At 47.2% G+C, this 22570-nt stretch carries 25 protein-coding genes; 8 read left to right on the top strand and 17 right to left on the bottom strand.

Annotated features, from left to right (window positions below; all coding sequences use genetic code 11):
* Window positions 1-17: 17 nt before the first annotated feature.
* Together Q0757_RS01060 and Q0757_RS01055 are read right to left on the bottom strand one after the other, a co-directional pair.
* Entirely contained in the window at window positions 18-179 is a 162-nt protein-coding gene (locus tag Q0757_RS01060) for a hypothetical protein (RefSeq protein WP_176967731.1), read from the bottom strand.
* A gap of 145 nt (window positions 180-324) precedes the next feature.
* Entirely contained in the window at window positions 325-660 is a 336-nt protein-coding gene (locus Q0757_RS01055) for a metal-sulfur cluster assembly factor (protein ID WP_022794038.1), read from the bottom strand.
* A 219-nt stretch (window positions 661-879) separates the two neighbouring features.
* Here Q0757_RS01055 and Q0757_RS01050 point away from each other — a divergent pair, with 219 nt between their 5' ends.
* A complete protein-coding gene (locus Q0757_RS01050; RefSeq protein ID WP_298783827.1) occupies window positions 880-1266 on the top strand; it encodes a sulfurtransferase in 387 nt (128 codons plus the stop codon).
* Window positions 1267-1405: 139 nt separating this feature from the next.
* Here the strand turns inward: Q0757_RS01050 and Q0757_RS01045 are convergent, their stop codons facing one another.
* Window positions 1406-1708, bottom strand: a complete 303-nt coding sequence (locus Q0757_RS01045; protein WP_298783826.1) for a hypothetical protein — start codon at window positions 1706-1708, stop codon at window positions 1406-1408.
* A gap of 238 nt (window positions 1709-1946) precedes the next feature.
* Here Q0757_RS01045 and Q0757_RS01040 point away from each other — a divergent pair, with 238 nt between their 5' ends.
* Window positions 1947-3323, top strand: a complete 1377-nt coding sequence (locus Q0757_RS01040) for a sodium:alanine symporter family protein (protein WP_298783824.1) — start codon at window positions 1947-1949, stop codon at window positions 3321-3323.
* A gap of 48 nt (window positions 3324-3371) precedes the next feature.
* On the opposite strand, the gene Q0757_RS01035 is transcribed toward Q0757_RS01040, so the two are convergent.
* Together Q0757_RS01035 and Q0757_RS01030 are read right to left on the bottom strand one after the other, a co-directional pair.
* Window positions 3372-4340: a D-glycerate dehydrogenase gene (locus Q0757_RS01035; protein WP_298783822.1), complete on the bottom strand. Its 969-nt coding sequence runs from the start codon at window positions 4338-4340 to the stop codon at window positions 3372-3374.
* Window positions 4341-4342: 2 nt separating this feature from the next.
* Window positions 4343-5188, bottom strand: coding sequence for a 50S ribosomal protein L11 methyltransferase (locus tag Q0757_RS01030; RefSeq protein ID WP_298783820.1), 846 nt, complete (start codon window positions 5186-5188; stop codon window positions 4343-4345).
* Between the two features lie 198 nt (window positions 5189-5386).
* On the opposite strand from Q0757_RS01030, the gene fumC reads away from it, so the two are divergent.
* Entirely contained in the window at window positions 5387-6775 is a 1389-nt protein-coding gene (fumC, locus tag Q0757_RS01025) for a class II fumarate hydratase (protein WP_298783819.1), read from the top strand.
* Window positions 6776-6824: 49 nt separating this feature from the next.
* Here fumC and Q0757_RS01020 read toward each other — a convergent pair whose 3' ends face one another.
* On the bottom strand, window positions 6825-8057 hold the full coding sequence (locus tag Q0757_RS01020; RefSeq protein WP_298783817.1) for a YeeE/YedE family protein: 1233 nt from the start codon (window positions 8055-8057) through the stop codon (window positions 6825-6827).
* 129 nt (window positions 8058-8186) lie between these two features.
* The gene (locus Q0757_RS01015) at window positions 8187-9299 is read right to left on the bottom strand and encodes an NADH:flavin oxidoreductase (protein WP_298783815.1); all 1113 of its coding nucleotides are present in this window, start codon (window positions 9297-9299) and stop codon (window positions 8187-8189) included.
* Between the two features lie 206 nt (window positions 9300-9505).
* On the opposite strand from Q0757_RS01015, the gene Q0757_RS01010 reads away from it, so the two are divergent.
* Window positions 9506-10885, top strand: a complete 1380-nt coding sequence (locus Q0757_RS01010) for a Glu/Leu/Phe/Val dehydrogenase (RefSeq protein WP_298783812.1) — start codon at window positions 9506-9508, stop codon at window positions 10883-10885.
* A 105-nt stretch (window positions 10886-10990) separates the two neighbouring features.
* Here Q0757_RS01010 and Q0757_RS01005 read toward each other — a convergent pair whose 3' ends face one another.
* The 4 genes from Q0757_RS01005 to Q0757_RS00990 form a co-directional block, all read right to left on the bottom strand.
* A complete protein-coding gene (locus Q0757_RS01005) occupies window positions 10991-11653 on the bottom strand; it encodes a type 1 glutamine amidotransferase domain-containing protein (RefSeq protein WP_298783810.1) in 663 nt (220 codons plus the stop codon).
* Between the two features lie 154 nt (window positions 11654-11807).
* Entirely contained in the window at window positions 11808-13250 is a 1443-nt protein-coding gene (locus tag Q0757_RS01000; protein ID WP_298783808.1) for a YfcC family protein, read from the bottom strand.
* A gap of 224 nt (window positions 13251-13474) precedes the next feature.
* A complete protein-coding gene (locus Q0757_RS00995; protein WP_298783806.1) occupies window positions 13475-14950 on the bottom strand; it encodes a Na+/H+ antiporter NhaC family protein in 1476 nt (491 codons plus the stop codon).
* A gap of 154 nt (window positions 14951-15104) precedes the next feature.
* On the bottom strand, window positions 15105-15527 hold the full coding sequence (locus Q0757_RS00990; protein WP_298783805.1) for a universal stress protein: 423 nt from the start codon (window positions 15525-15527) through the stop codon (window positions 15105-15107).
* A 239-nt stretch (window positions 15528-15766) separates the two neighbouring features.
* Here Q0757_RS00990 and Q0757_RS00985 point away from each other — a divergent pair, with 239 nt between their 5' ends.
* The gene (locus Q0757_RS00985) at window positions 15767-16234 is read left to right on the top strand and encodes an NUDIX hydrolase (protein WP_298783803.1); all 468 of its coding nucleotides are present in this window, start codon (window positions 15767-15769) and stop codon (window positions 16232-16234) included.
* Between the two features lie 37 nt (window positions 16235-16271).
* Here the strand turns inward: Q0757_RS00985 and hemG are convergent, their stop codons facing one another.
* On the bottom strand, window positions 16272-17657 hold the full coding sequence (gene hemG / locus Q0757_RS00980) for a protoporphyrinogen oxidase (protein WP_298783800.1): 1386 nt from the start codon (window positions 17655-17657) through the stop codon (window positions 16272-16274).
* 181 nt (window positions 17658-17838) lie between these two features.
* Here hemG and Q0757_RS00975 point away from each other — a divergent pair, with 181 nt between their 5' ends.
* Complete coding sequence (locus tag Q0757_RS00975) at window positions 17839-18660, top strand: SDR family oxidoreductase (RefSeq protein WP_298783798.1); 822 nt, start codon at window positions 17839-17841, stop codon at window positions 18658-18660.
* Window positions 18661-18756: 96 nt separating this feature from the next.
* Here Q0757_RS00975 and Q0757_RS00970 read toward each other — a convergent pair whose 3' ends face one another.
* Window positions 18757-18942 (bottom strand): hypothetical protein, encoded by a 186-nt coding sequence (locus Q0757_RS00970; protein ID WP_022795241.1) that lies wholly within the window; start codon window positions 18940-18942, stop codon window positions 18757-18759.
* A gap of 143 nt (window positions 18943-19085) precedes the next feature.
* Window positions 19086-19640, bottom strand: a complete 555-nt coding sequence (locus Q0757_RS00965; protein WP_022795240.1) for a phosphatidylglycerophosphatase A — start codon at window positions 19638-19640, stop codon at window positions 19086-19088.
* 127 nt (window positions 19641-19767) lie between these two features.
* Between Q0757_RS00965 and Q0757_RS00960 the strand changes: the two genes are divergently transcribed.
* Both Q0757_RS00960 and Q0757_RS00955 read left to right on the top strand, forming a co-directional pair.
* On the top strand, window positions 19768-20493 hold the full coding sequence (locus tag Q0757_RS00960) for an esterase family protein (RefSeq protein ID WP_298783792.1): 726 nt from the start codon (window positions 19768-19770) through the stop codon (window positions 20491-20493).
* A 19-nt stretch (window positions 20494-20512) separates the two neighbouring features.
* A complete protein-coding gene (locus tag Q0757_RS00955; RefSeq protein WP_298784481.1) occupies window positions 20513-20941 on the top strand; it encodes a GNAT family N-acetyltransferase in 429 nt (142 codons plus the stop codon).
* A gap of 10 nt (window positions 20942-20951) precedes the next feature.
* Here Q0757_RS00955 and Q0757_RS00950 read toward each other — a convergent pair whose 3' ends face one another.
* The 3 genes from Q0757_RS00950 to fabI all read right to left on the bottom strand — a co-directional run bounded on the left by Q0757_RS00950 (window position 20952) and on the right by fabI (window position 22459).
* Window positions 20952-21251 (bottom strand): HNH endonuclease, encoded by a 300-nt coding sequence (locus Q0757_RS00950; RefSeq protein ID WP_298783789.1) that lies wholly within the window; start codon window positions 21249-21251, stop codon window positions 20952-20954.
* A 52-nt stretch (window positions 21252-21303) separates the two neighbouring features.
* Window positions 21304-21528 (bottom strand): hypothetical protein, encoded by a 225-nt coding sequence (locus tag Q0757_RS00945; protein WP_298783787.1) that lies wholly within the window; start codon window positions 21526-21528, stop codon window positions 21304-21306.
* A 148-nt stretch (window positions 21529-21676) separates the two neighbouring features.
* Window positions 21677-22459 carry an enoyl-ACP reductase FabI gene (gene fabI, locus Q0757_RS00940; RefSeq protein ID WP_298783785.1) on the bottom strand — a complete coding sequence of 261 codons (783 nt, stop codon included), beginning with the start codon at window positions 22457-22459 and terminating at the stop codon, window positions 21677-21679.
* Window positions 22460-22570: the final 111 nt, after the last annotated feature.

Genomic DNA, 22570 nt, shown 5'->3' with positions numbered 1-22570 from the left:
GCCGCGCTTTTCATTACTTATAAATTTTCAATCTTATTGTCTTCATAGTCCTGCTGACGTGCTGCTTCGACCTGCATGATGTTTTCAATCGTGCGAACCGATTCCTCTACGCTCATGCTGTGAGACTGCTGCATCCCTTTGTCGATCATTTCAGTTGTGTTCAGTTGACTGTTTGTCAAAACAATAATGCCTCCTTTGAGTATGTTTACATAATAAACCATTTTCCAGTATATTTCAACCGAAAATTTTATTTTTTCTGATTAGTGAAAATAATTGCAGAATAAAAAGAAGCCGGCTGGATTGCTCCAACCGGCTTCCCTTTCATCAATCCGGAATACCTAAAGCGATCTTTGCGTAACGGGACATTTTGTCTTTGCTCCAAGGTGGATTCCAAACAATATCCACGTCCACTTCGCTGATTTCTCCGTATTCCTTCAGATCATTCATGGCGAAATTAATATCGTTAACGATTGTACCTGCAAGTGGGCAGCCCATTGCAGTCAGGGTCATTTCGATATTCGCCTGTCTGTCGTCATCAACTGTTACTGTATACACAAGGCCCAGGTTTACGATATCAATACCGAGCTCCGGATCAATTACATTTTCCAGTTCCGCCCAAACTCGTTCTTCCAATTCTCTTTTTTCTTCTGTTTCTGGCATGGAAGCTTCACCTCCTACTTTCTGTATTAACCTTATCAAAAATTACTTCCCCCTGAAACCAATATGCTTGAATTTCCTAAGAATAATTAATAGCATGAAATTGTTATAGGTGATCTATAAAGGGGTAAGTGTAAAAGCAGCGTAAGCAAAGTTCTTGAATCTGTTCGTAAAAAAATATAGAATATGAATCGCTATAAGAAAGGAATGAGGAGTGCGTTGATGCTTTTTTGGCTTAGTATTACCATAGTTGTTATTGTTCTCGTTATGATACCGGCATTTAAACGCTGGATGCCCGTTTTACGCGTTCCTTGTTCTTCCCTTCCTCAAATTCAGGAGACCGGTGTCCACATTCTGGACGTCCGCGAATACCAGGAATCAGACCGCAACCCGGTACGCGGAGCGTTTGCTCTTCCGTATCCGTATCTAAAACGACATTTACAGACCGTTCCGAAAAAAGAAGTGTTTCTCGTTGCTCCTGATAAGGTTTCAAGAAATCTAAGCACCCGGCTGCTGCTTAAAAATGGTTTTACCGTCACCGGCTACGCTGTGGTGCGAAGAGGCGAGCAGGGCTATCCGCCGGTCAAGCTCCCGTGCAGCGGTTCGTAATATGTACATAAAGCAGGCAGCCATTAAACCGGCTGCCTGCTTTATGCTTTAATATTTTAAGTGATTGCCTCTTTAAGTTAAAAATAACGATCCAGGCTGTATCACCTGCACCGCTATTCACTCTTAATTATTTTCCGTCTTATGAAAAACCGTTTAACGGTCCGGTGCCTACAAGCGTTACTACGTCTTCGTTAGCCACGCCGGCATTGTCCAGTGCTTCTACGGACACGAGGCCGTACATGCTTCCTTTATCAGTTTCAAATGTTAAATGCTTCTTTTCGTTATTTTTCAGGGCATCTGTGAAGAAACGCTGATTTTCGACTCCGTACAGCTTCACTTCCCAATCTTCTCCGTTATCATCACGGACCTCTAATTCACCATCTGTATAACGGAGCTGTTCTTTCTCCTCTGTAAAAACTTCATCTACTTTTACTTTTTTCATTGTCTAGTCCTCCTTCATCCGATTACGTCTACCTATACGAATGCCCGAATCTTTTCTCCCTAAAACATCATATTCTAAATCTTTTAAAGAAATTACTGTTTTTCTCCCCTGGAAATTTTCATAATTTTTACAAAACATGTACCCAATTTATTATTTTTATAGTAAACTTTTCTAACAAACTGTTCACGTCTTTATAACATCTTATGTACAGTTACATTATGGAAAGGAGTTGTTACATATGTCAGGTTTTATGAACAGCCTTGAAGAATTACTTACCACCATCAGCGGCATTGTGTGGGGCCCTCCATTTTTAATTCTTATTTTGGGGACAGGTATCTTTTTAACAGTTCGTTTAGGGTTTTTGCAATTTTCTACTCTTCCTTATGCCTTAAAGCTTGCCTTTTCCAAGCAGGACAAAAAATCAGAGGGGGACATCTCCCACTTTCAATCGCTGATGACCGCTCTGGCTGCGACTGTCGGGACTGGTAACATCGCAGGCGTTGCTACAGCTGTGGTGATCGGCGGCCCGGGTGCTGTCTTCTGGATGTGGATCAGTGCACTATTTGGAATGGCTACAAAATACGGGGAAGCTATTCTGGCTGTGAAGTACCGGGTTCAGGATGAACGCGGCCGCATGGCCGGCGGACCGATGTACTACATAGAAAAAGGGCTCGGATGGAAATGGCTGGCCGTCCTGTTTGCCGTATTTGCTGCAATTGCCGCATTTGGGATCGGCAACACTGTCCAATCCAACTCTGTTGCCGATGTGCTGGACTCCAACTGGAATGTGCCTACCTGGATCACCGGTATTGCGCTCAGTATTTTAACCGGGGTTGTGATTCTTGGCGGCATCAAATCGATTGGCCGGGTCGTTTCATTTATTGTTCCGGTTATGGCTGTCTTTTATGTGGTCGGTGGCCTGATTGTTATTTTTGGCAATTTGGATCTCGTTCCGGCCGCAGTCGGCTCCATCGTTTCCGATGCATTCACCGGCCAGGCCGCAGCCGGCGGAGCCGTTGGGGTTGTGATTCAGTACGGAGTGGCACGCGGTGTTTTCTCCAACGAAGCAGGACTTGGCTCCGCCCCAATTGCGGCAGCTGCTGCGCGTACCGATTACCCGGGGCGGCAGGCTCTCGTCTCCATGACTCAGGTTTTTATTGATACGATCATTATTTGCTCCATTACCGGTATTTCTCTTGTGATGGGCCAAAGCTTTGTAAGCGGTGATTTAGACGGAGCTCCGCTGACTGCCGCCACATTTGAACACTTCCTGGGACCTGCAGGAAGCATTATTGTTTCTGTAGGACTCATTTTCTTCGCCTATTCTACTATTCTGGGCTGGTCCTACTACGGAGAACGCTGTATTTATTACCTTTTCAAAACGTATAGGGCTGTTTTTGCCTACCGCGTCGTTTTCGTTATCGCTGTATTCTTTGGCGCTGTGGTTCAGTTCGGAATTGTCTGGTCACTTGCAGACACGATGAACGGCCTGATGGCAGCTCCAAACCTGATCGCCCTCCTGGGGCTTTCCGGAGTCATCACCGCGGAAACAGTTCGCTTCCGCAAGCGAATGAAGGAAGAAAAAAATGGTACAGCTACCTGGAACAAGTCATAACACAACTAAAGCAACCCGCCAGCCCGTTTCAGGCTCGCGGGTTGCTTTTTATTTTCCGGGCACTTCATGCGTGAGTGGAAGCCCCTGGAGCCCCTGTAAAATATGATCTGCAGTCATATCCGCCATCTCCCGGCGCGTTTTTTCGCTGGCGCTGCCGATATGCGGGAGCGCCACAACATTGGACAGGCTGAGGAGAGGATGGTCTGCACCGATAGGTTCATTTTCAAACACATCAAGACCGGCGCTGAAAATCTCTCCTTCCCGAAGCGCATCCACAAGCGCTTCCTCATCTACAGTCGTGCCTCTTGAGGTATTAATAAACACAGCTGATTTTTTCATTTTACGAAAAGCTTCCGCGTTTATCAGCTTTTCTGTTTCCGGGGTGGCCGGTGCCAGCACGCAGATAAAGTCAGCCTGCTCCAAAAGTTCATCCAGCTCCGCGTATACAGCGCCCGTCCGTTCTTCCGCTTCCCGCTTCCGCGAACGATTATGATAAAGTATGTTCATATCAAAACCACCAGCCCTTTTAGCCACCGCTTCTCCAATACGCCCCATGCCGATAATACCCAGGGTTGCACCGTAAATATCCTGTCCTGTAAATGCAAACGGCGCCCAGGACCCCCATTCATTCTTACGGATAGTGTCCATGGCCTCCGGCAGCCTTCGTGCTGCGGTCATCATTAAAGCAAAAGTGAGATCCGCTGTCGTTTCTGTCAGTATGCCGGGAGTATGGGCCACCTTAACCCCCTTTTCCTCTGCCGCTTCCAGATCAATGTTATTATATCCAACTGCCATTGTTGCTATTATTTTTAACCGCGGCGCCTGTTCAATAACGTTTCTCGTCACCGGCTCCGACACAGTACAGAACAATCCATCTGCTTCCGCTGTTCTCCGGACTAACTCCTCCTCGGGAACCGCTTCGTTTTTATCCCACACGTCCAGCACAACTTCCTGTTCGAGCTTTTCTGTCAGCCAGTGAGGCATTGGTCTTGTAACAAAAACATGTGGCTTTGTCATTCTCAGACTCTCCTTTGAAATAATATAGTGTGCCATTCATTCGTCTGTTTGTGCCAAACATCCTCATAATTGTTATCCCCGAATGCTTTTTTCACACGTTCCACCGACCAGTCCACCAGCCCGGATATGATAATGACCCGGGGAAGCGCTTCTATAGAATCAGCGCGTTCAAGCCAGCGCAGCGCAATATCTGCCCCGATATTGATAACCGCTAAATCGTATGCCTCATACGGAAAGACCGTATCAACTACGTTCTGTTCGCACACCTGAATTTGATTTTCCACACCGTTTAACGCTGCCTGCTGCTCTATTTCCCTAGTTACCGGCTCCACGTCATAAGCAGTTACATCCAAGCCTTTTTTTGCAAGGGCAATCGACAGCACTCCACTTCCTGCACCAATGTCTGCTGCCTTCGTCCCTTCCGCCCGGGCGACGATACATTCAAGAGCATCTCTTGTTGTTTCGTGGATGCCTGTGCCAAATGCGCCCTGCGGATCAAGCCACAGCTCCCGTTCCTCCTGTTTTTTCGGAAACGGTGGATACACAAGCTTCCATCCGTTCGTCAGTTTGACGTTATCATAGGAAGATTCTGTCCATTCCGGCGGCTCCCATTCGTGCAAATCGTGAGCGTGCACCTCAAGCATTCGGCCTAATTCATCTTTAGACGCATTTTCTACGTAGACATACAGTCTGCTTTTTTCCCCGCTGCTGAATTCATATGTATATCCGTCTTCGTCCTTCATTGTCTGTATGGCTTCATCAATATAGAAAGTATAAATGTCATGTTCATAGAGCCGCAGGCTCCACGCTTCATTATCCCCGGACGGGACTTCGAGTGAATACCACATATAAGCTGCCCCCTTTTCGTAAAAATTATAGCAGAACTAATGTTCACTCAGCATTTATTTTTTTTGCCTGACATCTGTAATATGAAATTAGTATTTCTCGTTTGAAATGCCTTTCTTTTTTTTCGAATGTTCTTTAATCTAGAGAAAGAGTGCTTACTCTAATTACCTTATTGATACTAGTAGGAGGTCGACCTATCGATGGACTATCGCGTAGAAAAAGATACACTTGGAGACATGCATGTACCGAAGGACAAGCATTGGGGTGCCCAGACCCAGCGCAGCCTGGAAAACTTTAAAATCGGCCAGGAAACTATGCCGATCGATGTCGTATATGCGTTTGCCATTTTAAAACGCTCTGCGGCTCTTGCAAACAAACGCCTGGATAAGCTTGAAGCGGAAAAGGCCGACGCCATCGTTGAAGCCTGTGACGAGGTTCTTTCCGGAAAACTCGATGACCACTTTCCACTCGTTGTCTGGCAGACCGGAAGCGGTACCCAGTCGAATATGAACATGAACGAAGTAGTGGCCCGCCGCGCTTCCCAGCTGCTCGAAGAAAAAGGATCCTCCGAAAGCGTGCATCCAAACGACGACGTCAACCGCTCCCAGAGCTCAAACGATACCTTTCCAACGGCGATGCACGTAGCCGCTGTGCAAAAAGTAGAGGATCAGCTTCTCCCTGCCGTGGAAGCACTTCGTGCAACTCTGGAGAATAAAATGAATGCGTTTGAAGATGTCATTAAAATCGGCCGCACGCATCTTCAGGATGCTACTCCGCTTACGCTTGGCCAGGAGGTCAGTGGCTGGCACCGGATGCTCGAGCGTTCCGCTGAAATGATTACAGAAAGCATCGATCATGTGAAGGACCTTGCGATCGGCGGAACAGCTGTTGGGACAGGCATTAACGCCCACCCAAGATTCGGGGAATACGTAGCTGAAGAAATCAGCTCCTACACCGGGAAGGAATTCCGTTCTGCCCCAAATAAATTTCACGCTCTCACCAGCCATGACGAAATTTCTTACGCGCATGGAGCATTAAAAGCACTGGCAGCAGATGCCATGAAAATTGCAAATGACGTACGCTGGCTTGCAAGCGGTCCCCGCTGCGGTATCGGCGAAATTTCCATCCCGGCAAATGAACCGGGAAGCTCCATTATGCCTGGTAAAGTGAATCCGACCCAGAGCGAAGCATTGACAATGGTTGCAGCACAGGTAATGGGTAACGACGCCACAATCGGTTTTGCTGCCAGTCAGGGCAACTTTGAACTCAACGTGTTTAAGCCGGTTATTGTTTACAATTTCCTGCAGTCAAGCTACCTTCTTGCTGATGCGCTCGTTTCCTTTAATGATAAATGTGCGGTCGGTATTGAAGAAAATCAGGAACGCATTGACGCTCACCTGCGAAATTCCCTAATGCTCGTCACTGCACTGAATCCGCATATCGGGTACGAAAATGCGGCGAAAATTGCCAAATCGGCCCATGCTAACGGACAGACGCTGAAGGAAGCCGTGCTTGAAAGCGGCATGCTGAATGAAGAAGAGTTTGAATTAATTGTCGATCCAGCGAAAATGGTTTCCCCTAGTGAATAAGAAATGATAACAATGCCTCCCAGGCAGACAACGTCCTGGGAGGCATTTTTTATTTATCGGCTCTTCTGCCTTCTCTGTACCGGTACAAAGGCAGTTGACTGCTGAGGTAATAGGCCGTATACACACCAAGTACAGCCATGACAAGCCATATCCACGCGTGCAGACTAAAGGAGGCGATACCGCTGAAATACGCACCAATATTGGCACCAAATGAAATACTGGCCCCGTATCCCATCAGCCCTCCCCCAATCAGGGCGATTAAAGCAACCCGCAGGGGGATGCCCGAAAACCGGAGCTGGCGGTTCATCGCTAAAGTGACTACAGTGCCGGAAATCACACCGAAATTAATAATGCTCATGGAATCCATCAGTACCGATTGATGAAGGGCAACAAACTGGCCCTGTTCAAACCAGTATGTCCAGCCGCTCACATCCATTCCAAGAGCCATGGCTATCTTTGAGCCCCATAGAGAAAAGGAAGCTGTCAGCTTCCACGGCTCTCCCTGCACGAGAAAAATGAGCGCATTTAATACGGCCAGGATAACAGCACCGACCCATAGGGGCCAGGAGCCAAAAATTATCCGGCTCCAGCTTGCAGCCGAAGGCAGCGGCGGAAGTGCCGGAGGCCTTGTTCGTTTTTTATGCACATACGAGCCAAAAGCAACTAATCCGAGAAAAACCATTTGAATGACCCAGGCCCATATGTAACCGATTCCTGTATCCACCGCCAGCGATACTGGATCAAACGAAGGAAGGGAGGTGTTCCAAAAGCCAAAATGGGCAGCCCCTCCCACTGCCCCCGCCGTAAAACCGGCCAATGTGCAAATCAAAGCGGTTCTGCCGCCCTCTGCTTCATAGAATGAGGAGGGGGCAAGACCGCTGCCTATTTCCATACCAAAACCGAATATGAAAGCACCGGCTATCAATCCGATGCTCACAGCAGAGAGCGCTGGAATAGGGACGGTGCCAAATAAAGCTGGACTGATAATAAAAATAGCAGCTGAAAAAGTCGATACGAGAATGAGCATCAGCATATGAGCCCGGAGCATTTCAGTATTGCCCTTTTCAATAATCTGCCGGTAAACGGCCGAGAAGCCGAAGCGGGCGTGAAAAAGGGAAAAGCCAAGAAAAAAGCCAATCCAGAGCAGAATGACATACTGCCAGCCCGATACCTGGTAAGAAATGAAAGAAAGTGCAAGTACAATAAGTACGCATACTAGCGAAACGATATTTTGTGGATTGTTTAAAACAGAGGTTCCTGCTGCGGTGTTCGTTTTTTTCATTTATTTCTCCTGACTAAATATGTATTAGAACACTCTTCCTCTTTTCCCTCACCGTCATCATTCACACATCCAATATAAAAAAACTCCCCGGCATCGGCCGGAGAGTTCATGATTCACAGACAATCGGACTTAATACAGCTCACTTAATGCGTCTTTGGTAAACGGAACCAGATCTTCCGTTCTGCCCTCCTGCATCTTTTTCGCCCAGGCCGGATCCGTTAACAGCGGACGGCCCACTGCAACCAGGTCAAATTCATCATTTTCGAGCCGGTTGACTAATTCCTGGATATCATCATTTTCTGCTTTATCGAAGCTTGTAAAAACGCCGTTCAACCCTACAGACCCTACCGTAACAGAAGGCTTGCCGGTTAAATATTTCGTCCAGCCTGCAAGATTCAATGAAGAACCTTCAAATTCCGGCTCCCAGAAGCGGCGGGTGGAGCAGTGGAAGACGTCTACACCTGCTTCAGACAGCGGCTCCAGAAACTGGGACAGTTCGTCTGCCGTGGCTGCAAGCTTCGCTTCAAAATCAGACATTTTCCACTGCGAAAACCGGAAGAAAATAGGGAAATCTTCGCCTACAGCCCGGCGGCAGGCTTCGATTACCTCCACGGCAAACCTGGTCCGTTCGACAAAGTTCCCGCCGTACTGATCTGTACGCTTATTGGTCTGCTCCCAGAAAAACTGGTCAATTAAATATCCGTGGGCACCGTGGATTTCAATGCCGTCAAAGCCAATACGCTTCGCCGCAGCCGCAGCGTCTGCATAAGCCTGTACCAGTTCATCGATTTCCTTCTCTGTCAGCGGCGTAGATACTGCTTCGCCGCTTAAAGCTAAACCGGAGGGCCCAATTGGCATAGCCTCAGAGTTCGGCTCTGCTCCAACCGGCCGGGTCATGCCCACGTGCCATAGCTGGGGAATGATTTTTCCTCCCGCTTCATGCACTGCCTCTACAACCTTTCCCCATCCTTCCAGGGCTTTTTCGCCGTAAAATGCCGGCACTCCCGGGTCTTCCACGCTGGCAGGATGATTGATGCCGGTCCCTTCCGTAACAATCAGTCCCACATTATTTTCAGCCCGGCGCCGGTAATAGGCGACAACGTCTTCGTTTGGTATGCCGCCCGGGGAAAACCCTCTTGTCATCGGGGCCATTACTGTTCTGTTTTCAAGATGCAGATCTTTTATTTGAAAGGGCTCAAATAAAGGAGCTGCCGCCTGCTGATTGGATGTTTCCTCTGTCATTATTACGACTTCCTTTCTCGTGCACATAATATAAGCAGTATACAAAAATTAGTATGCACGCATCGTTTTTTCAAACGCAACTTATCCGCTCAAAGGCTACAATTTTTTAATGACAATTTTCCCGAATCCGTTTGCAGTGTTCTGAAAAGTGGTATCCTTTACTAGAACTACTTACATAGGTACAAATACCTTAAGGAGGACATAATATGTCAGATAAAGCGACAAAGATTATTCAGGAATCGCTCGATGCATTGATGCAGGATAAGACTTTCCTGCCCGACTATGAAGGACAGGAGCGCGAAACAGCCTTTTCCTCTCTTATTTCCATCCTTTCCACTCCCAACCATGTACACAAATCGTTTCTCCGTGTTCCCCTTCAAAACGGCGAAGTAGTACGCGTGCCCGCGTACCGGGTGCAGCACAACGACACCATGGGGCCTTATAAAGGCGGCGTGCGCTTTCATGAGAGCGTAAATGAAGATGAGGTCTCTTCCCTTGCTTCTCTGATGACCATTAAAAATGCTCTCCATGACGTCCCGTTTGGCGGTGGCAAAGGCGGCATCAGCATTAACCCAAAGGAATTCAGCAAAAAAGAATTAAACCTCGTATGCAAAAAATACGTCCAGTACTTTAACGATGTGATCGGGCCGGATAAGGATATTCCTGCCCCGGACGCCGGAACGAGTGCCAGAGAAATGGACTGGATGATGGCTGAATACAAAAATATTAACCCCGGTATCCCGTACCGTGGAAGCTTTACCGGCAAAAGCGTAAAAAATAGCGGCTCTCTTGGCAGAAGAGAAGCCACCGGAAAAGGTGTTTACTTTACGTTACGCTACCTGCTCCATGACTTTCTGAAAAACCGGCGCGATGAATTCCAGACATCGGAAAATAAATTTTTCAAAACTGCGCTTGAATTCTATGGCCGGCCGCTTTCCATAGCTGTTCAGGGCTTCGGAAATGTAGGATCAATTACTGCAATACAGGCGTATAACTGTGATTATCTCGATACGAAGGTGGTTTCTGTAAGCGACCAGAATGTCACGCTGTACAATGAAGACGGTCTCGACATTCCTGCTCTTCTTGATTTCTCCAACGATCATAACGGGGATCTTCCCACTACGGAAGCGGAGATTCATGATATTGGCATTAGTGCCGATATACGGGACCGTGACGATATTCTCTCCCTCGATGTAGACGCTCTATTTTTCGCCGCTCTCGGCGGAGTCGTTCATAAAGATAATGTGCAGGATATTAAAGCCTCTATTCTTATTGAAGGGGCCAATGCCCCTATTACATCCGAGGCCGATGCCATTTTGGCCGAACAGGGTGTTGTCATTATCCCTGACATCCTTGCCAACGCCGGCGGCGTTATCGTATCCTATTCCGAATGGCTGCAGGGGCGGGAGACACTGTATTATTCTGAAGAGCAGGTCACAAAGATTTTGTACGATAAAATGAAAGAAACGATGGACCGCGTGCTTCCCGAGTTTTTCGGCGATCCTTTTGCTCTCCGCCAGAACTGCTATATTCATTCCATCACCTCACTCTGTACAATGCTTCATATTCGCGGAAAATTATATTAATCCAACAAATGAGACCGTGCGGCAGCCGCACGGTCTTTTCTGCAAAAAAGTCCCGGCCTCCAACGCTTCGTTGGAAAGCCGGGACTTTCTTTTTTTCAGCCAGCTTTAGCTGCCCAGTTTTTGAACGAATTCTTTGGCTACAGCTTCTGTCGACTGCGGATTTTGTCCGGTGATCAGGAAACCATCGGATTCCACGTGCTCACTCCAGTTTGGTGCCGTAACGAATTCGGCTCCAAGCTCACGAAGACGGCTTTCAAGCAGAAACGGCATGTGTGCTGTGAGGCCGGTATCTTCTTCTTCAGAATCCGTAAAAGCGTTCACCCGCTTACCGGAAACAAGCGGCTCCCCGTTTGAAAGAGTAACGTTAACCAGTGCCGCCGGGCCGTGGCAGACAGAGGCCACGTATTTGTCCGCTTCATAAAATTCACGGATCAGTTCCTGGACTTTTTGACTTTCCGGCAAATCAAACATTGCGCCGTGTCCTCCAGGAATGAAAATGGCATCAAAATCTGAAGCAGAAACGGTATCCACCTGTACTGTCTCATCGAGGTATTTTTCTGCATCCAGAATTTCCTGGCGCGTTTCCTGCTGCACGCTTCCTTCATCAATCGGCGGCTTTCCGCCGTCTACACTTGCGATAGTTACATTATAGCCTTTGTTTTGAAATTCAATATATGCTTCCGCAAATTCGGAAAGCCACAGGCCTGTTTTTGCTTCATTGTTCACTTTGGAATGACTTGTTACAACCATTAATACGTTTTTTGCCATGACGATTGTCACCCTTTCCACAATTACTTTCTGATTTAGCCTGAAAGAATGTAAAGATGCTTTTCCTCTCTCTCATCTTTTCAAACATCCTTCAAGCTGATGCAGAACCTATTCTACTCATAACCGGCAGCTATGCAAAGCAAACTGCTCACGCTCAGCCGTTCCACTGCAGCAGCTGGGCTCCTGTTAAAAAGATTATTGCGATCCCCATCCAGATAAGAAGCAGAGGAAAATAAAATTTCACCCATTTGTGCCATGGGACCCCGGCAAGCGCGAGCGTAGCCATGAAATAGCCGGAGGTGGGAAAAATAATATTACCTAAGCCGTCCCCCAGCTGATAAGCAAGTACGGAGGTCTGCCGTGTCACTCCAAGAAGGTCCGAAAGTGGTGCCATGATCGGCATTGTAACGAGCGCCTGCCCGCTTCCTGACGGAACCAGGAAGTTAAATAAAAATTGAATGACGAACATTCCGACAGCGCTGAGTACGACTGGCATACCGCTTACTGCTGTGCCCAGGCCATGGACTATTGTATCCATGATCTGTCCTTCCTCCATCACTACGGCTACCGCTCTTGCAACGCCGACAATCATAGCCCCGACCAGTACATCCCGAAAGCCTTCATTGAAACCATCGCAAACCTGAGTCGGTGTCAGCCCTGCAATCATGCCGACCACAATGCCCATTATGATAAACAATCCAGCCATTTCAAGCATGAACCACCCCTGAGCGAGTACACCATAAACGAGTATTCCAAAAAATATGAAAATAAATGCGGAAGCAATTTTTTGACGTTTATGAAAAGTATACGTTTTTGTATCATCCGTATGCAGGTATAATGATCGTTTTTCTTCGTCTTCTTCATAGGTCAGGCTCATTTCCGGCCGCTGTTTTACTTTTCTTGCGTATCTGATGACCCAAAGAACTCCGATAACAGCCAGTGTCAAAAATAATGCGATACGCAGCCCAAGCCCTGAGTATAATGGTACGTCTGCTACCTGCTGGCCAAGCCCAGTGTTAATTGGATTCAGAAAGCCGGCGGTAAAACCTGCAGTAGTAGCGATTAGCGCAATAGCCGCTGCGGTCACTGAGTCGTACTTTAAGGCGATCATCAGCGGTAAAATAACAGGCACGTATACAAGACTGAGCTCCTGGGTGCCTATCAGGCTGCATATGAACGCAAAAACAAACATCAGTACAGGTACTACCGCAAGGCTTTTGTTTGAAAATTTCCGCGTTAACCGATCCACAGCAATTTCAATAATACCGGTGCGGCGAAGCACCATAAACATACCGCCAATCACGAAGGTGAAAAATACTACTTCAGCTGCCGCGACCAGACCATTCGGCACGGCAAGCATAAAATCAACGATTCCTATCGGATCCGAAGCGATCTGCTGGTAGGAATCAGGATCAATCGTTGTTCTTCCTTCCGGTCCCGGGATTTCCTCAAATGTCCCGGCAGGAACTATGTAGGTGGCAATCGCTGCTAAAGCAGTAAAAATGAATAAAATGACGTAAATATGAGGCATTTGAAACCTGCGTTTTTTCTCAGGCTGCGGCTGCTGCATTTCCATCTCTTCTGTGCGATCTTTCATTTATTCTCCACCTTTTTTGAATTTCTTACGTTTTATATTAGAGAATTCAAAGGCAGAGTTCATTGGTTATTCTGATTCAAATTAGAAACTTTTTTCATGCATTTTCACTAATTTTTTTCATTATGGTATTGTTGTTTCGCAGATAATATAACAACAGCCTCTGTTTTTTCAAAAATTTCCTGTAAACAAAACAAAGCGCGCTGCCGAAGCAGCACGCTATTGGTTTATTCTGAAGGACGTTCGCGAAGCTCTTCCCCGTTCTTTCCTTCGTACCGGCGCCCCCATCCGGTAATTGCTGCAAGCAGCATAATCAGGACAAGAAACCACCCCTGGAAGACGAATGGAAATACTGCAGTAGGCTCGACTACCGGCAGCCAGTTATACTGCTCCTGCATTGTCTGGATCGTAGACCAGCCAAGAAGCACCGGAGCTCCCCACGGAAAAATGTAGCCAAGCGCAGATGTTACTGCGTCAAGCAGATTCGCCCGGCGGTAACGGTGAATCCTGTACTTTTCCCCGATATCGCGGACAAACGGGGCCGCAGCAATTTCTGCAGCCGTGTTGATAGTAATGGAACTGTTCAACAGAGCTACAATGCCCCACATTGAAAGTTCTGCCCGGCGTACGGAATTTTTAATCCAGCGAACCAGGCCGTTGGTAATCGCCTGCATCGTTCCACCGAGTCTCATCAGATAAGCTGCCGCCACAATTAATAAAATCAATATGGCCATGTTCACATAGCCGGTGATACCATCGATTAACGCGCCTTCAACTACCGCATCTGCTTCAGGGTTAAAACGAATAATGTCCGAAAAGGAACCAAGACCGGAAATTACAATTAACGGAATGGCAGACACAATTCCCCACGTTAACGAAGTGATTAAATGCTGGCCGGATAATGCCAATATAAGCACGAGTAAAAATGGCAGAAGCATAATCAGGCCTCCCGGCGATACGTCCTCCACCACGCTTGCTGTGGAAACCCCGGCGGCAGCACTGCCGTCTCCCCCGCCAAATACCGCAAATAATACGGCACTTGGAATAGCTGCTGCAATGGCGTACTTGAATCTGCTGCGCACCACACCCGGTACATCCGCATTCTGTGTCGTTGCGGAAACGATCGTAGTATCAGAAACAGGAGCAAGGTTGTCGCCAAAGACTGCACCGGCAAGTATTGCAGCGAACAGCATTACCGGATCTGCCCCTGTAGCTACACCGGCCGGAAACATCAGCGTACAGAACGCCACGGTCGTACCGTAGCCGGTGCCGACTGCTGTCGAGAAGACTGCAGCAAGCAGGAATGTTACTGCGGTGAACAGGCCGCCAGTCACACCTGTGGCTATTCCTGTCCATACAAGCCCTTCCACCAAACCGCCTACCTGAAGCACCTGTGCAAACATTCCTGCATAAAACCAGGCTACCATGGCGATTACGCCGATAGGCTGGGCCAGACCGTCAAACAGGCCCTGGGCGTAGTCTGCCCACCGGCTTTTACTAAACAGCATGCCAAGAGTCAGTCCGATCACTGCCCCCAGGACCAGTCCAATCTCAGAGGTCAGCTGAAGGACACTGGTGGTGATCGCCCAGACAACAAAAAACAACAGTGGCACTGCAGCACCGAACGCCCCAAGCCTGAAATCCAATTTTTCGATAGATTTTGCCCCTACGGCTCTCTCTAACTTCTCTTCTTGTTCTGCCATGTGGAAAACTCCTATGTATAATATTTATTCAGCACGAAAACCATTCTATCACTCCTGTGCCTGTTTGTAATGGACAAACGTACACCAGGAAAAGAATTTTGATAATAAAAAAGCTGCCTGTAGAAAAAGCAGCTTTTATATCAGCACTGCACAACTATTTTACAACAAGCACAGGATGACGGATCTGTTCCACGATTTTTCTGCTTACGCTGCCAATAACCATTTTCTGCAGCGGGTTCAGCCCCCTGCTTCCCACGACAACACAATCGAATTCATATTCATTTGCGTACTCACTAATAGCCGCTGCCGGGTCCCCGTGGAGCACCACTTTTTCTGCTCTTATTCCTTCTTCGCTCAGCCGTTCGACCGCCGGCTGCAGGATTTCTTCTTCATTCTGCTTCCGGATGTACAATTCGTGTTCGCTGAGTCTGCTTGATTTCGTCTGGGCGGAGGTCGTGGCATAAACTACCTCTGCATAAACTTCGGAAAGCTCCGGCGCAATGCTTTCAATCGCTTTTTCCACTGCACGGGCAGAGTGGTCGGAGCCGTCTACTGCAATTAATAATCGTTTAAACATACAAGCGTCCCCCTGTTACTTTGCTCTCGATTTCCTGCTTTTAATGTATTGTTCCCGGTTTTTAATCAGTTTATACAGTATTTTTCCTGCAATAACGGCGAAATGTATTTCCATCCCGGGTATGATTGATTCTTTCACTTTAACATACCATATTTTTACGTATGAATATGAATACTGGTTTTCTCCTGCTCATATTTTCATGATATGGTAGAGAAAATATTACGGAGAGGGGGGTTCATATGGGATATGTAGAAAATTTAAGGCGGCTCGTCGGAAAAGAAACAGTAATTCTCGTAGGCGCTCTCGTTATTGCAGAAAACGATGAAGGCCGTATTTTGCTGCAGGAAAGAACCAGTCCTCCGGGGAGCTGGAGCTTTCCCGGAGGTTTAATGGAGCTCGGGGAAGCAGCTGAAGAAACAGCCGTGCGGGAAACCCTGGAAGAAACTGGTCTCCGAGCCCAAGGCCTCCGTCTGTTTAATGTTTACTCCGGGGAGGATACGTTTGTGATCGCACCGAACGGGGACCCTTTTTACTGTGTAATTATTGCCTATACCGCTGAACATTTAGAAGGCACCATCCAGCCTGATCCTAATGAGTCAGCATCGGTGGCTTTCCTGGACCCTTCGGCCCTGCCTGAAACAATCGTAGACGGCCAGCAGGCGGTTATGAAGGATTACCTGCACCACAGACATTCAATTGATACGTAATGAAGCACGCCCTTTCCCGATGGAAGAGGCGTGCTTTTTAAATATCTTTGTACAGAGCTTCTGCCGTATTTACCCCGTTTTGAATACAGGCTCCGATACCAACCCCGTAATACGAAGCACCGGCCACATAAATGCCTGGAAATTTCTCCTTCAGCAGCCCTTCAAGCTCCTCAACAGCTGCCTGATGCCCAATATGATAGTTTGGCATCAGCTGTTCCCAGTCTGTTACTTCAAGACTTACAGGCTGCTGTTCGATATGCAGGCTTTTCTTCAGGTCGTTTAGCGCTGTCTGCTTTATCAGTTCTTCTCCACCTTCCTGCATTCGCTGATACGCAGGCTTGGAGCTTTTGTAAAACAAACGCACCAGCACGTTTTCCCCTTTCGACGTATGCCTCCATTTCCGGTTGCTCCATGTGCACGCATTACATTCAAGGTCGCTGTTTTCAGAAACGATAAACCCCGTCCCGTCCCTTGGCAGACTGTCCGGTGGCAGGGAAAAACCAGCATATACACTTAATAGAGATGAGCTTTGGAACTGATTAAATATCTTTGTCATTTCTTCATCCTGCAGTATCTCCGCCGCAGTCCGATGAGGCGCAGCTATAACTACAGCATCCGTGTCCAGGCTCTCTCCGCTGTCAAGCTTCACCTGATACGCTTCCCCTTTCTTTGTAATATGCTCCACCTGCCGTTTTAACAGCACCTCTGTATCGGTTAGCTTTGAAAGCAGCGCCTCCGGCAGCGAAGACAAACCATTTCGAAAGGAAATGAATTTTTTTCCTGCCCCCGCTCCGAACACTTTTTTGTTTTTAGCAACTCCCCGCATGATGCTTCCAAAATCATTTTTATAATCCACCAGATACGGCAGCGTCGATGCCATAGTAAGGGAGTAAATATCCCCCGAGTACACGCCGGACAAAACCGGTGCAATCTGATTTTTCACCAGTTCACGGCCCAGGAAGGATTCGAGAAACTCCCCTACTGAGCTTTCTTTCGTAAAATTTTTATTCCTTTTTACGTAGTCCCCAAATGCCTGGGCCTTTCCTTTCCAGGAAATAAGCGGACTTTTTAAAAGCGACACAGGTCCTGATGGAATGCCAAAGACTGCATCCTTTGGGAGCGGGTACAGCTGGTCTTTTACATACAGGTATGACACTCCGGTGCTGTTATACACCATTTCTTCTTCAAGACCTATTTCTTTAACCAGCGGAAGCACCGCGCTGTGCCTGGCTACAACAGAATCCGCCCCCGTCTCCATAATAAAATCTTCATGATGGACGGTCCGTATTTTACCGCCTGCTTTATCTTCTTTTTCCACGAGTGTCAATTCGATATCGCTGCTGCTTTCCAGTTTCCATTTCTGCAGGTAATACAGAACGGTAAGCCCTGTAATTCCCCCGCCGACTACGGTAATACGTTTCATCAGTCTTCCTCTTTTCTGTGTTCTAACGATTTTTATGCTCTCCCTAAAATTATGCCGCCGTTCTTTATTTGATGCAAATATATAAAATCATTTTATGCATTCGTTTACAAATGTTTACCAGGAGACTGGAACAGGTATTAGTATCAGGCTGATACCCGCTATTTTTGAAAGGAGAATATCTATGGGGAAATTAAACGGAAAAACGGCAGTTATAACTGGAGCCGCGAACGGAATTGGAAAAGCCACTGCGACGGTATTTGCTGAAGAAGGAGCAGAGGTCATCTGCGCTGATGTGAATGAAAGCGATTTGCATGAGACTGTCTCTTCCATCAATAATAATAACGGAAAAGCTGCTTCTGTTAAGCTCGACGTTTCAAGCGAATCAAGCGTTCAGGAGTTTGCAGAGCATATGAACAATACTTACGGAACCATCGATATTTTGTTCAACAACGCCGGTATTGATCAGGAGGGAGGCAAGCTTCATGAATATCCGGTGGAATTGTTCGACCAGATCATGAGTGTTGATCTGCGGGGAACCTTTTTAGTGAGCAAATATATTATACCGTTAATGCTTGAAAAAGGCGGTTCTATAATCAATGTCTCTTCCATGTCGGGGCTTGCTGCCGACCTGGACCGTTCAGGCTATAACGCGGCCAAGGGCGGTATTACAAATATGACAAAAGCAATGGCGATTGATTACGGACGTAATAAAATCAGGGCGAATGCTCTCGCCCCAGGGACTATTGAAACTCCGTTGATTGATGATCTTGCCGGCAGCCAGGAGGAAGAAAGCGGCCGGCAGTTCCGCGAGGCACAAAAATGGGTCACTCCGATGGGGCGCCTTGGAGATCCAAGGGAAATGGCCACGGTAGCTCTTTTTCTTGCCTCGGACGACAGCTCTTTTGTTACCGGGGAAACTATTTTAGCTGACGGCGGGCTGATGGCCTACACCTGGCCGGGAAAAATGCTGTTTGAACAAGGATGGAAGGAAAGCACTGAATAGCTTGTCATAACTAAGAGCCGTTTTATGCCCTCGGCATAAAACGGCTCTTACCTTTTCTTATTCAATCTATTTTTCGTGAAGCTGTATGTGTAAGCTTTAAGCTTCATCGTACGTATATCGCACCACATATTTATTGGATCGCAGCTTTCTTATTTCTACGAGTGGTCCCAGTTCATATCCGTTGTGCCAGTTTTCCTCCAGCTTTGCTTTGAGACAGCCGGCCTGAAACTTTGAATGGAAGGTCTTTTTCCAGTATATCCAGCGTGGTTTGGTTTCTTGCACTAGAATTTCTACCCCTTTACCTTATATTTATAATTGCTTTTTCTCTACATAATTGTACTCCCAATCGTTTTATTTGTTAAGCACAATGATTATCCGCACAAAAACCCCGCAGCCGAAAAACTGCGGGGTTACTCATGATTTTTTCAGCCGATCAGTTCTTCATCTTCCCGGTGTTTAATCTGCCTGCTCGTGCGCTCTTCTTCCTTGTCACGCATCCGGTGTGCAAGACGTGCAGAAGCACTCGATGCAATGCTTGCGACCAGATCATCCAAAAAGGTGTGCACTTTATCTTCGCTTGTGTCCAGTTCGTTAATAATACCGTCCTTGGCTTTATCCAAATATCCAAATGTAGTAACGGCTATACTCCCGAACCCAAATACCGAACCAAGCGCCACTGTCTCATCAATACCAAATAAGCCTTCATCCGTATCAACCAGTGACTGCAGCGGCTCGGACAGCTGGTTATTTTCAGCCAGCTTGTCGATTTCCACGCCCACCAGGATAGCATGCTGGATTTCCCTTTTATACAATACAGCATCCACGCTTTCCAGGCAGTCATCCATCGTCAGATTCGGAGCATATTTTGCCTGCATATTATATACGATATCTGCAATGTCCTGAAGGGAAACTCCGCGCTCCTCGAGCATATCCCTTGCTGCTTTTTCTACTTTTTCACTTGATACTTTTTCTTTAGTCATATTGCTGCCTCCTTTATCGAGTGCAATCCGGAATACATAAAAGCCCTTAAAATTATGTTACAATAGCTATTGCAACAATAAGGGACTTCACTAATACTATTTCCCTATGAAAGGATTGTGAAACGTCATGGACGGTACCCAGCAGGATGTCACATTTCACAGTGAAATATTGGATCACTCTTTTGATTTACGTATCTACACCCCGGATGGATTCACTCCCATGTCTACATATCATTTAATTATTGCCCAGGACGGCAAGGATTACTTCCGGCTCGGCCATTTAGTCCGCTACGCCGAACAGGCGATGGAGGAAGGTGCTCCCGACACCGTCATCGTAGGCGTCCCCTATCCTTCTGTGCGCCAGCGCAGAAACTGGTACCATCCCGATGAGGACGGCCACACTGATTACCTTCAATTTATGGCCTCAGAACTCCTTCCATTTATGGAAAAAGAGTATCACGCGGAATCCTCGCCTCAGGAAAGAACACTGCTTGGCGATTCACTCGGCGGCACGGTGTCTTTAATGGCTGCTCTTCGTTATCCTAACATTTTTCAGCGGGTCGTGATGCATTCACCGCTTGTTAACGACACCGTATTCAACGCCCTGAAAAACTCGGAGGACTGGCCTTCCTTTACGATGTACCACACTATTGGTACAAAAGAGCAGGAGGTAGATACGACGGCCGGTACGGTCGAAGATTTTCTAAAACCAAATCGCGATCTGTATGAGTACCTTTCAGCCAAGGCGTCCCACTATCATTATAAAGAGCTCGAGGGCGGGCATTTATGGAAGGTGTGGGAGCAGGACGTGCTTCATTCGCTTGCTTATATGTTTGATATTGAACTAGATTGAGAAAGGACTGCGTTTTATGATTGAAGTGTACGAAGTCAGTAACAGGCAGCAGCTTGAAGATGCCTTCCGGGTCCGTTTTGAGGTTTTTGTCGAGGAACAGAACGTGCCCGAGGAAGAAGAAATTGATGAATTTGAAGAAGAGGCCATCCATTTCGTCGTATATGACGGCGAACGGGCCATTGGAGCATCACGGATCCGGTTTGAAGAGGAGTATGCTAAAGCGGAGCGTGTATGTATTTATGCTTCCTTCCGTGGCACTGGAAGCGGACGTCTGCTCATGCAGGCCATGGAATATAAAGCTCTGGAAATGGAAAAGCCCGTCATGAAGCTTAATGCACAAAAATACGCTTCCGGCTTTTATCAATCCCTCGGATACGAAGTCACGTCCGGAGAGTTTATGGATGCCGGCATCCCCCATGTTGAAATGAAAAAGTCCATTAGCTGGTGAGCAGAGATGCTCACCTTTTTTTCGTATTCGACCGTCTTACCTTCACCCTTTTTTCTCCCCGCTGCTTTCGTATCCATTTAATAAACCTCCAGATTTTTTCATCGTTTTGAAGCTGTTCGATCGTGCTCAGCCTTACTGCCAGTTCTTTATTACTGTATAAAGCATGTATCTGCCTGTGACAGGCTTTGCACAGCCAGGCAGTGGCCCCGTGCGTTCCTCCTTCATCCTTTGGCACCAGGTGGTGCACCGTGCGTTCGACTTCTTCTCTTCCGCAAAGCTCGCACGTCCCCACCGATTTTTCCTGTTTCAACCACTTTCCTCCTTTTCCAAAATAAAAAGAGAACTGCCGGATGGCAGCTCTCTCAGGCAAGCGTATGAATGCGCCGCCCTTTTTTATTTTCTTCTTCTAAAATACGCTCATGCCTCTTTTCGAGTGCCTTATAAGCTTCCTGCTGCTCACTCGAATATCGTTTCGGTTCTACCGGCTGCACCCGCTGCACGCGGTGTACTCCCGGCTTAGCCGGCGGCTGCTGGCGATTGGCATAATTAACGGCTGATGCATTAATATATGGAACTACAAGTGCCATGTTCAGACCCTCCTCCACTGTTTACAAGCATGGATTGCTGAAAAAATGATCACTAGTATTCTTTACCCTTTTTTCCATATATTAAGCATTTCAATCCGTTATCAAATGGTAATAATGCAGTACTCGCCATGTTTCTGCAGATCTGCTTTTACATACCGTACGCGTGATAGCCTCCGTCAACATGGATAACTTCACCTGTAATTCCACTCGACATTCCGCTCATCAGAAAGGCAGTGGTGTCTCCGACTTCTTTTTGGGTAACTGTGCGACGCAGCGGGGCATGCTCCTCCATAGCCTTAATGGTATCATTAAAGCCGGAAACGCCTTTAGCTGCCAGTGTACGAATCGGACCGGCTGAGATTGCATTAACTCTAATGTCGTCTGCACCAAGATCATTTGCCAAATAGCGGGTACTCGCTTCCAAAGAAGCCTTCGCTACGCCCATGACGTTATAATTTTTCACGATCCGCTCTGCCCCGAGGTAGCTCATCGTCACAAAGGAGCCTCCCTCTGTCATTAAATCGAACTCTTTTACCGCCTTCGCTACAGCCGTAAAGGAGTACGCGCTGATTTCCTGGGCCAAAAGAAACCCTTCACGTGTAGCATTCAAGTATTCCCCTTCGAGCTCTTCTCTTTTCGCATAAGCCAGGGAATGAACGACACCGTGAATCGTTCCCGTTTCTTCTTTAATTTTTGCAAAGCACTCGCGGATCTGTTCGTCATTGGTAACATCACACTGAACGACGAGCGGTTCTTTCTGGTCCAGCGAATCCGCCAATTTTCTGACACTTTTTTCGGTGCGCTGCTGTCCGTATGTAAATACTAAATCGGCTCCTGCTTCCGCCAGGCTTTCAGCAGCTCCCCAGGCTATGCTTCTTTTATTGGCAACACCCATGATGACAAACGTTTTTCCTTCTAATGATAATTGCATCGTTGTCTCTCCTTTAGATATGATTGTATCAATATCAAATAATTTCTTTACCTTTATATCATTGAACCGCAGGGCTGTCCAACAGCCGTCATTTTTTAGAGGGGAGAGGTC

Source organism: uncultured Marinococcus sp., from assembly GCF_947493875.1.
In the GTDB taxonomy this organism is placed as follows: Bacteria; Bacillota; Bacilli; order Bacillales; family Marinococcaceae; genus Marinococcus.
This window is presented reverse-complemented; position numbering and strand designations above follow the sequence as displayed.

Coding starts and splice junctions, on each gene's coding strand:
- Q0757_RS00960 (WP_298783792.1), top strand. CDS start 19,768: ATGGACGGTACCCAGCAGGATGTCACATTTCACAGTGAAATATTGGAT.
- Q0757_RS00985 (WP_298783803.1), top strand. CDS start 15,767: ATGGGATATGTAGAAAATTTAAGGCGGCTCGTCGGAAAAGAAACAGTA.
- Q0757_RS00965 (WP_022795240.1), bottom strand. CDS start 19,640: ATGACTAAAGAAAAAGTATCAAGTGAAAAAGTAGAAAAAGCAGCAAGG.
- Q0757_RS01045 (WP_298783826.1), bottom strand. CDS start 1,708: ATGAAAAAAGTAAAAGTAGATGAAGTTTTTACAGAGGAGAAAGAACAG.
- Q0757_RS00945 (WP_298783787.1), bottom strand. CDS start 21,528: ATGGCACTTGTAGTTCCATATATTAATGCATCAGCCGTTAATTATGCC.
- Q0757_RS01010 (WP_298783812.1), top strand. CDS start 9,506: ATGTCAGATAAAGCGACAAAGATTATTCAGGAATCGCTCGATGCATTG.
- Q0757_RS01040 (WP_298783824.1), top strand. CDS start 1,947: ATGTCAGGTTTTATGAACAGCCTTGAAGAATTACTTACCACCATCAGC.
- Q0757_RS01005 (WP_298783810.1), bottom strand. CDS start 11,653: ATGGCAAAAAACGTATTAATGGTTGTAACAAGTCATTCCAAAGTGAAC.
- Q0757_RS00995 (WP_298783806.1), bottom strand. CDS start 14,950: ATGGCAGAACAAGAAGAGAAGTTAGAGAGAGCCGTAGGGGCAAAATCT.
- Q0757_RS01030 (WP_298783820.1), bottom strand. CDS start 5,188: ATGTGGTATTCACTCGAAGTCCCGTCCGGGGATAATGAAGCGTGGAGC.
- Q0757_RS01055 (WP_022794038.1), bottom strand. CDS start 660: ATGCCAGAAACAGAAGAAAAAAGAGAATTGGAAGAACGAGTTTGGGCG.
- Q0757_RS01015 (WP_298783815.1), bottom strand. CDS start 9,299: ATGACAGAGGAAACATCCAATCAGCAGGCGGCAGCTCCTTTATTTGAG.
- fumC (WP_298783819.1), top strand. CDS start 5,387: ATGGACTATCGCGTAGAAAAAGATACACTTGGAGACATGCATGTACCG.
- Q0757_RS00990 (WP_298783805.1), bottom strand. CDS start 15,527: ATGTTTAAACGATTATTAATTGCAGTAGACGGCTCCGACCACTCTGCC.
- Q0757_RS01020 (WP_298783817.1), bottom strand. CDS start 8,057: ATGAAAAAAACGAACACCGCAGCAGGAACCTCTGTTTTAAACAATCCA.
- fabI (WP_298783785.1), bottom strand. CDS start 22,459: ATGCAATTATCATTAGAAGGAAAAACGTTTGTCATCATGGGTGTTGCC.
- hemG (WP_298783800.1), bottom strand. CDS start 17,657: ATGAAACGTATTACCGTAGTCGGCGGGGGAATTACAGGGCTTACCGTT.
- Q0757_RS01000 (WP_298783808.1), bottom strand. CDS start 13,250: ATGAAAGATCGCACAGAAGAGATGGAAATGCAGCAGCCGCAGCCTGAG.
- Q0757_RS01050 (WP_298783827.1), top strand. CDS start 880: ATGCTTTTTTGGCTTAGTATTACCATAGTTGTTATTGTTCTCGTTATG.
- Q0757_RS00975 (WP_298783798.1), top strand. CDS start 17,839: ATGGGGAAATTAAACGGAAAAACGGCAGTTATAACTGGAGCCGCGAAC.
- Q0757_RS01035 (WP_298783822.1), bottom strand. CDS start 4,340: ATGACAAAGCCACATGTTTTTGTTACAAGACCAATGCCTCACTGGCTG.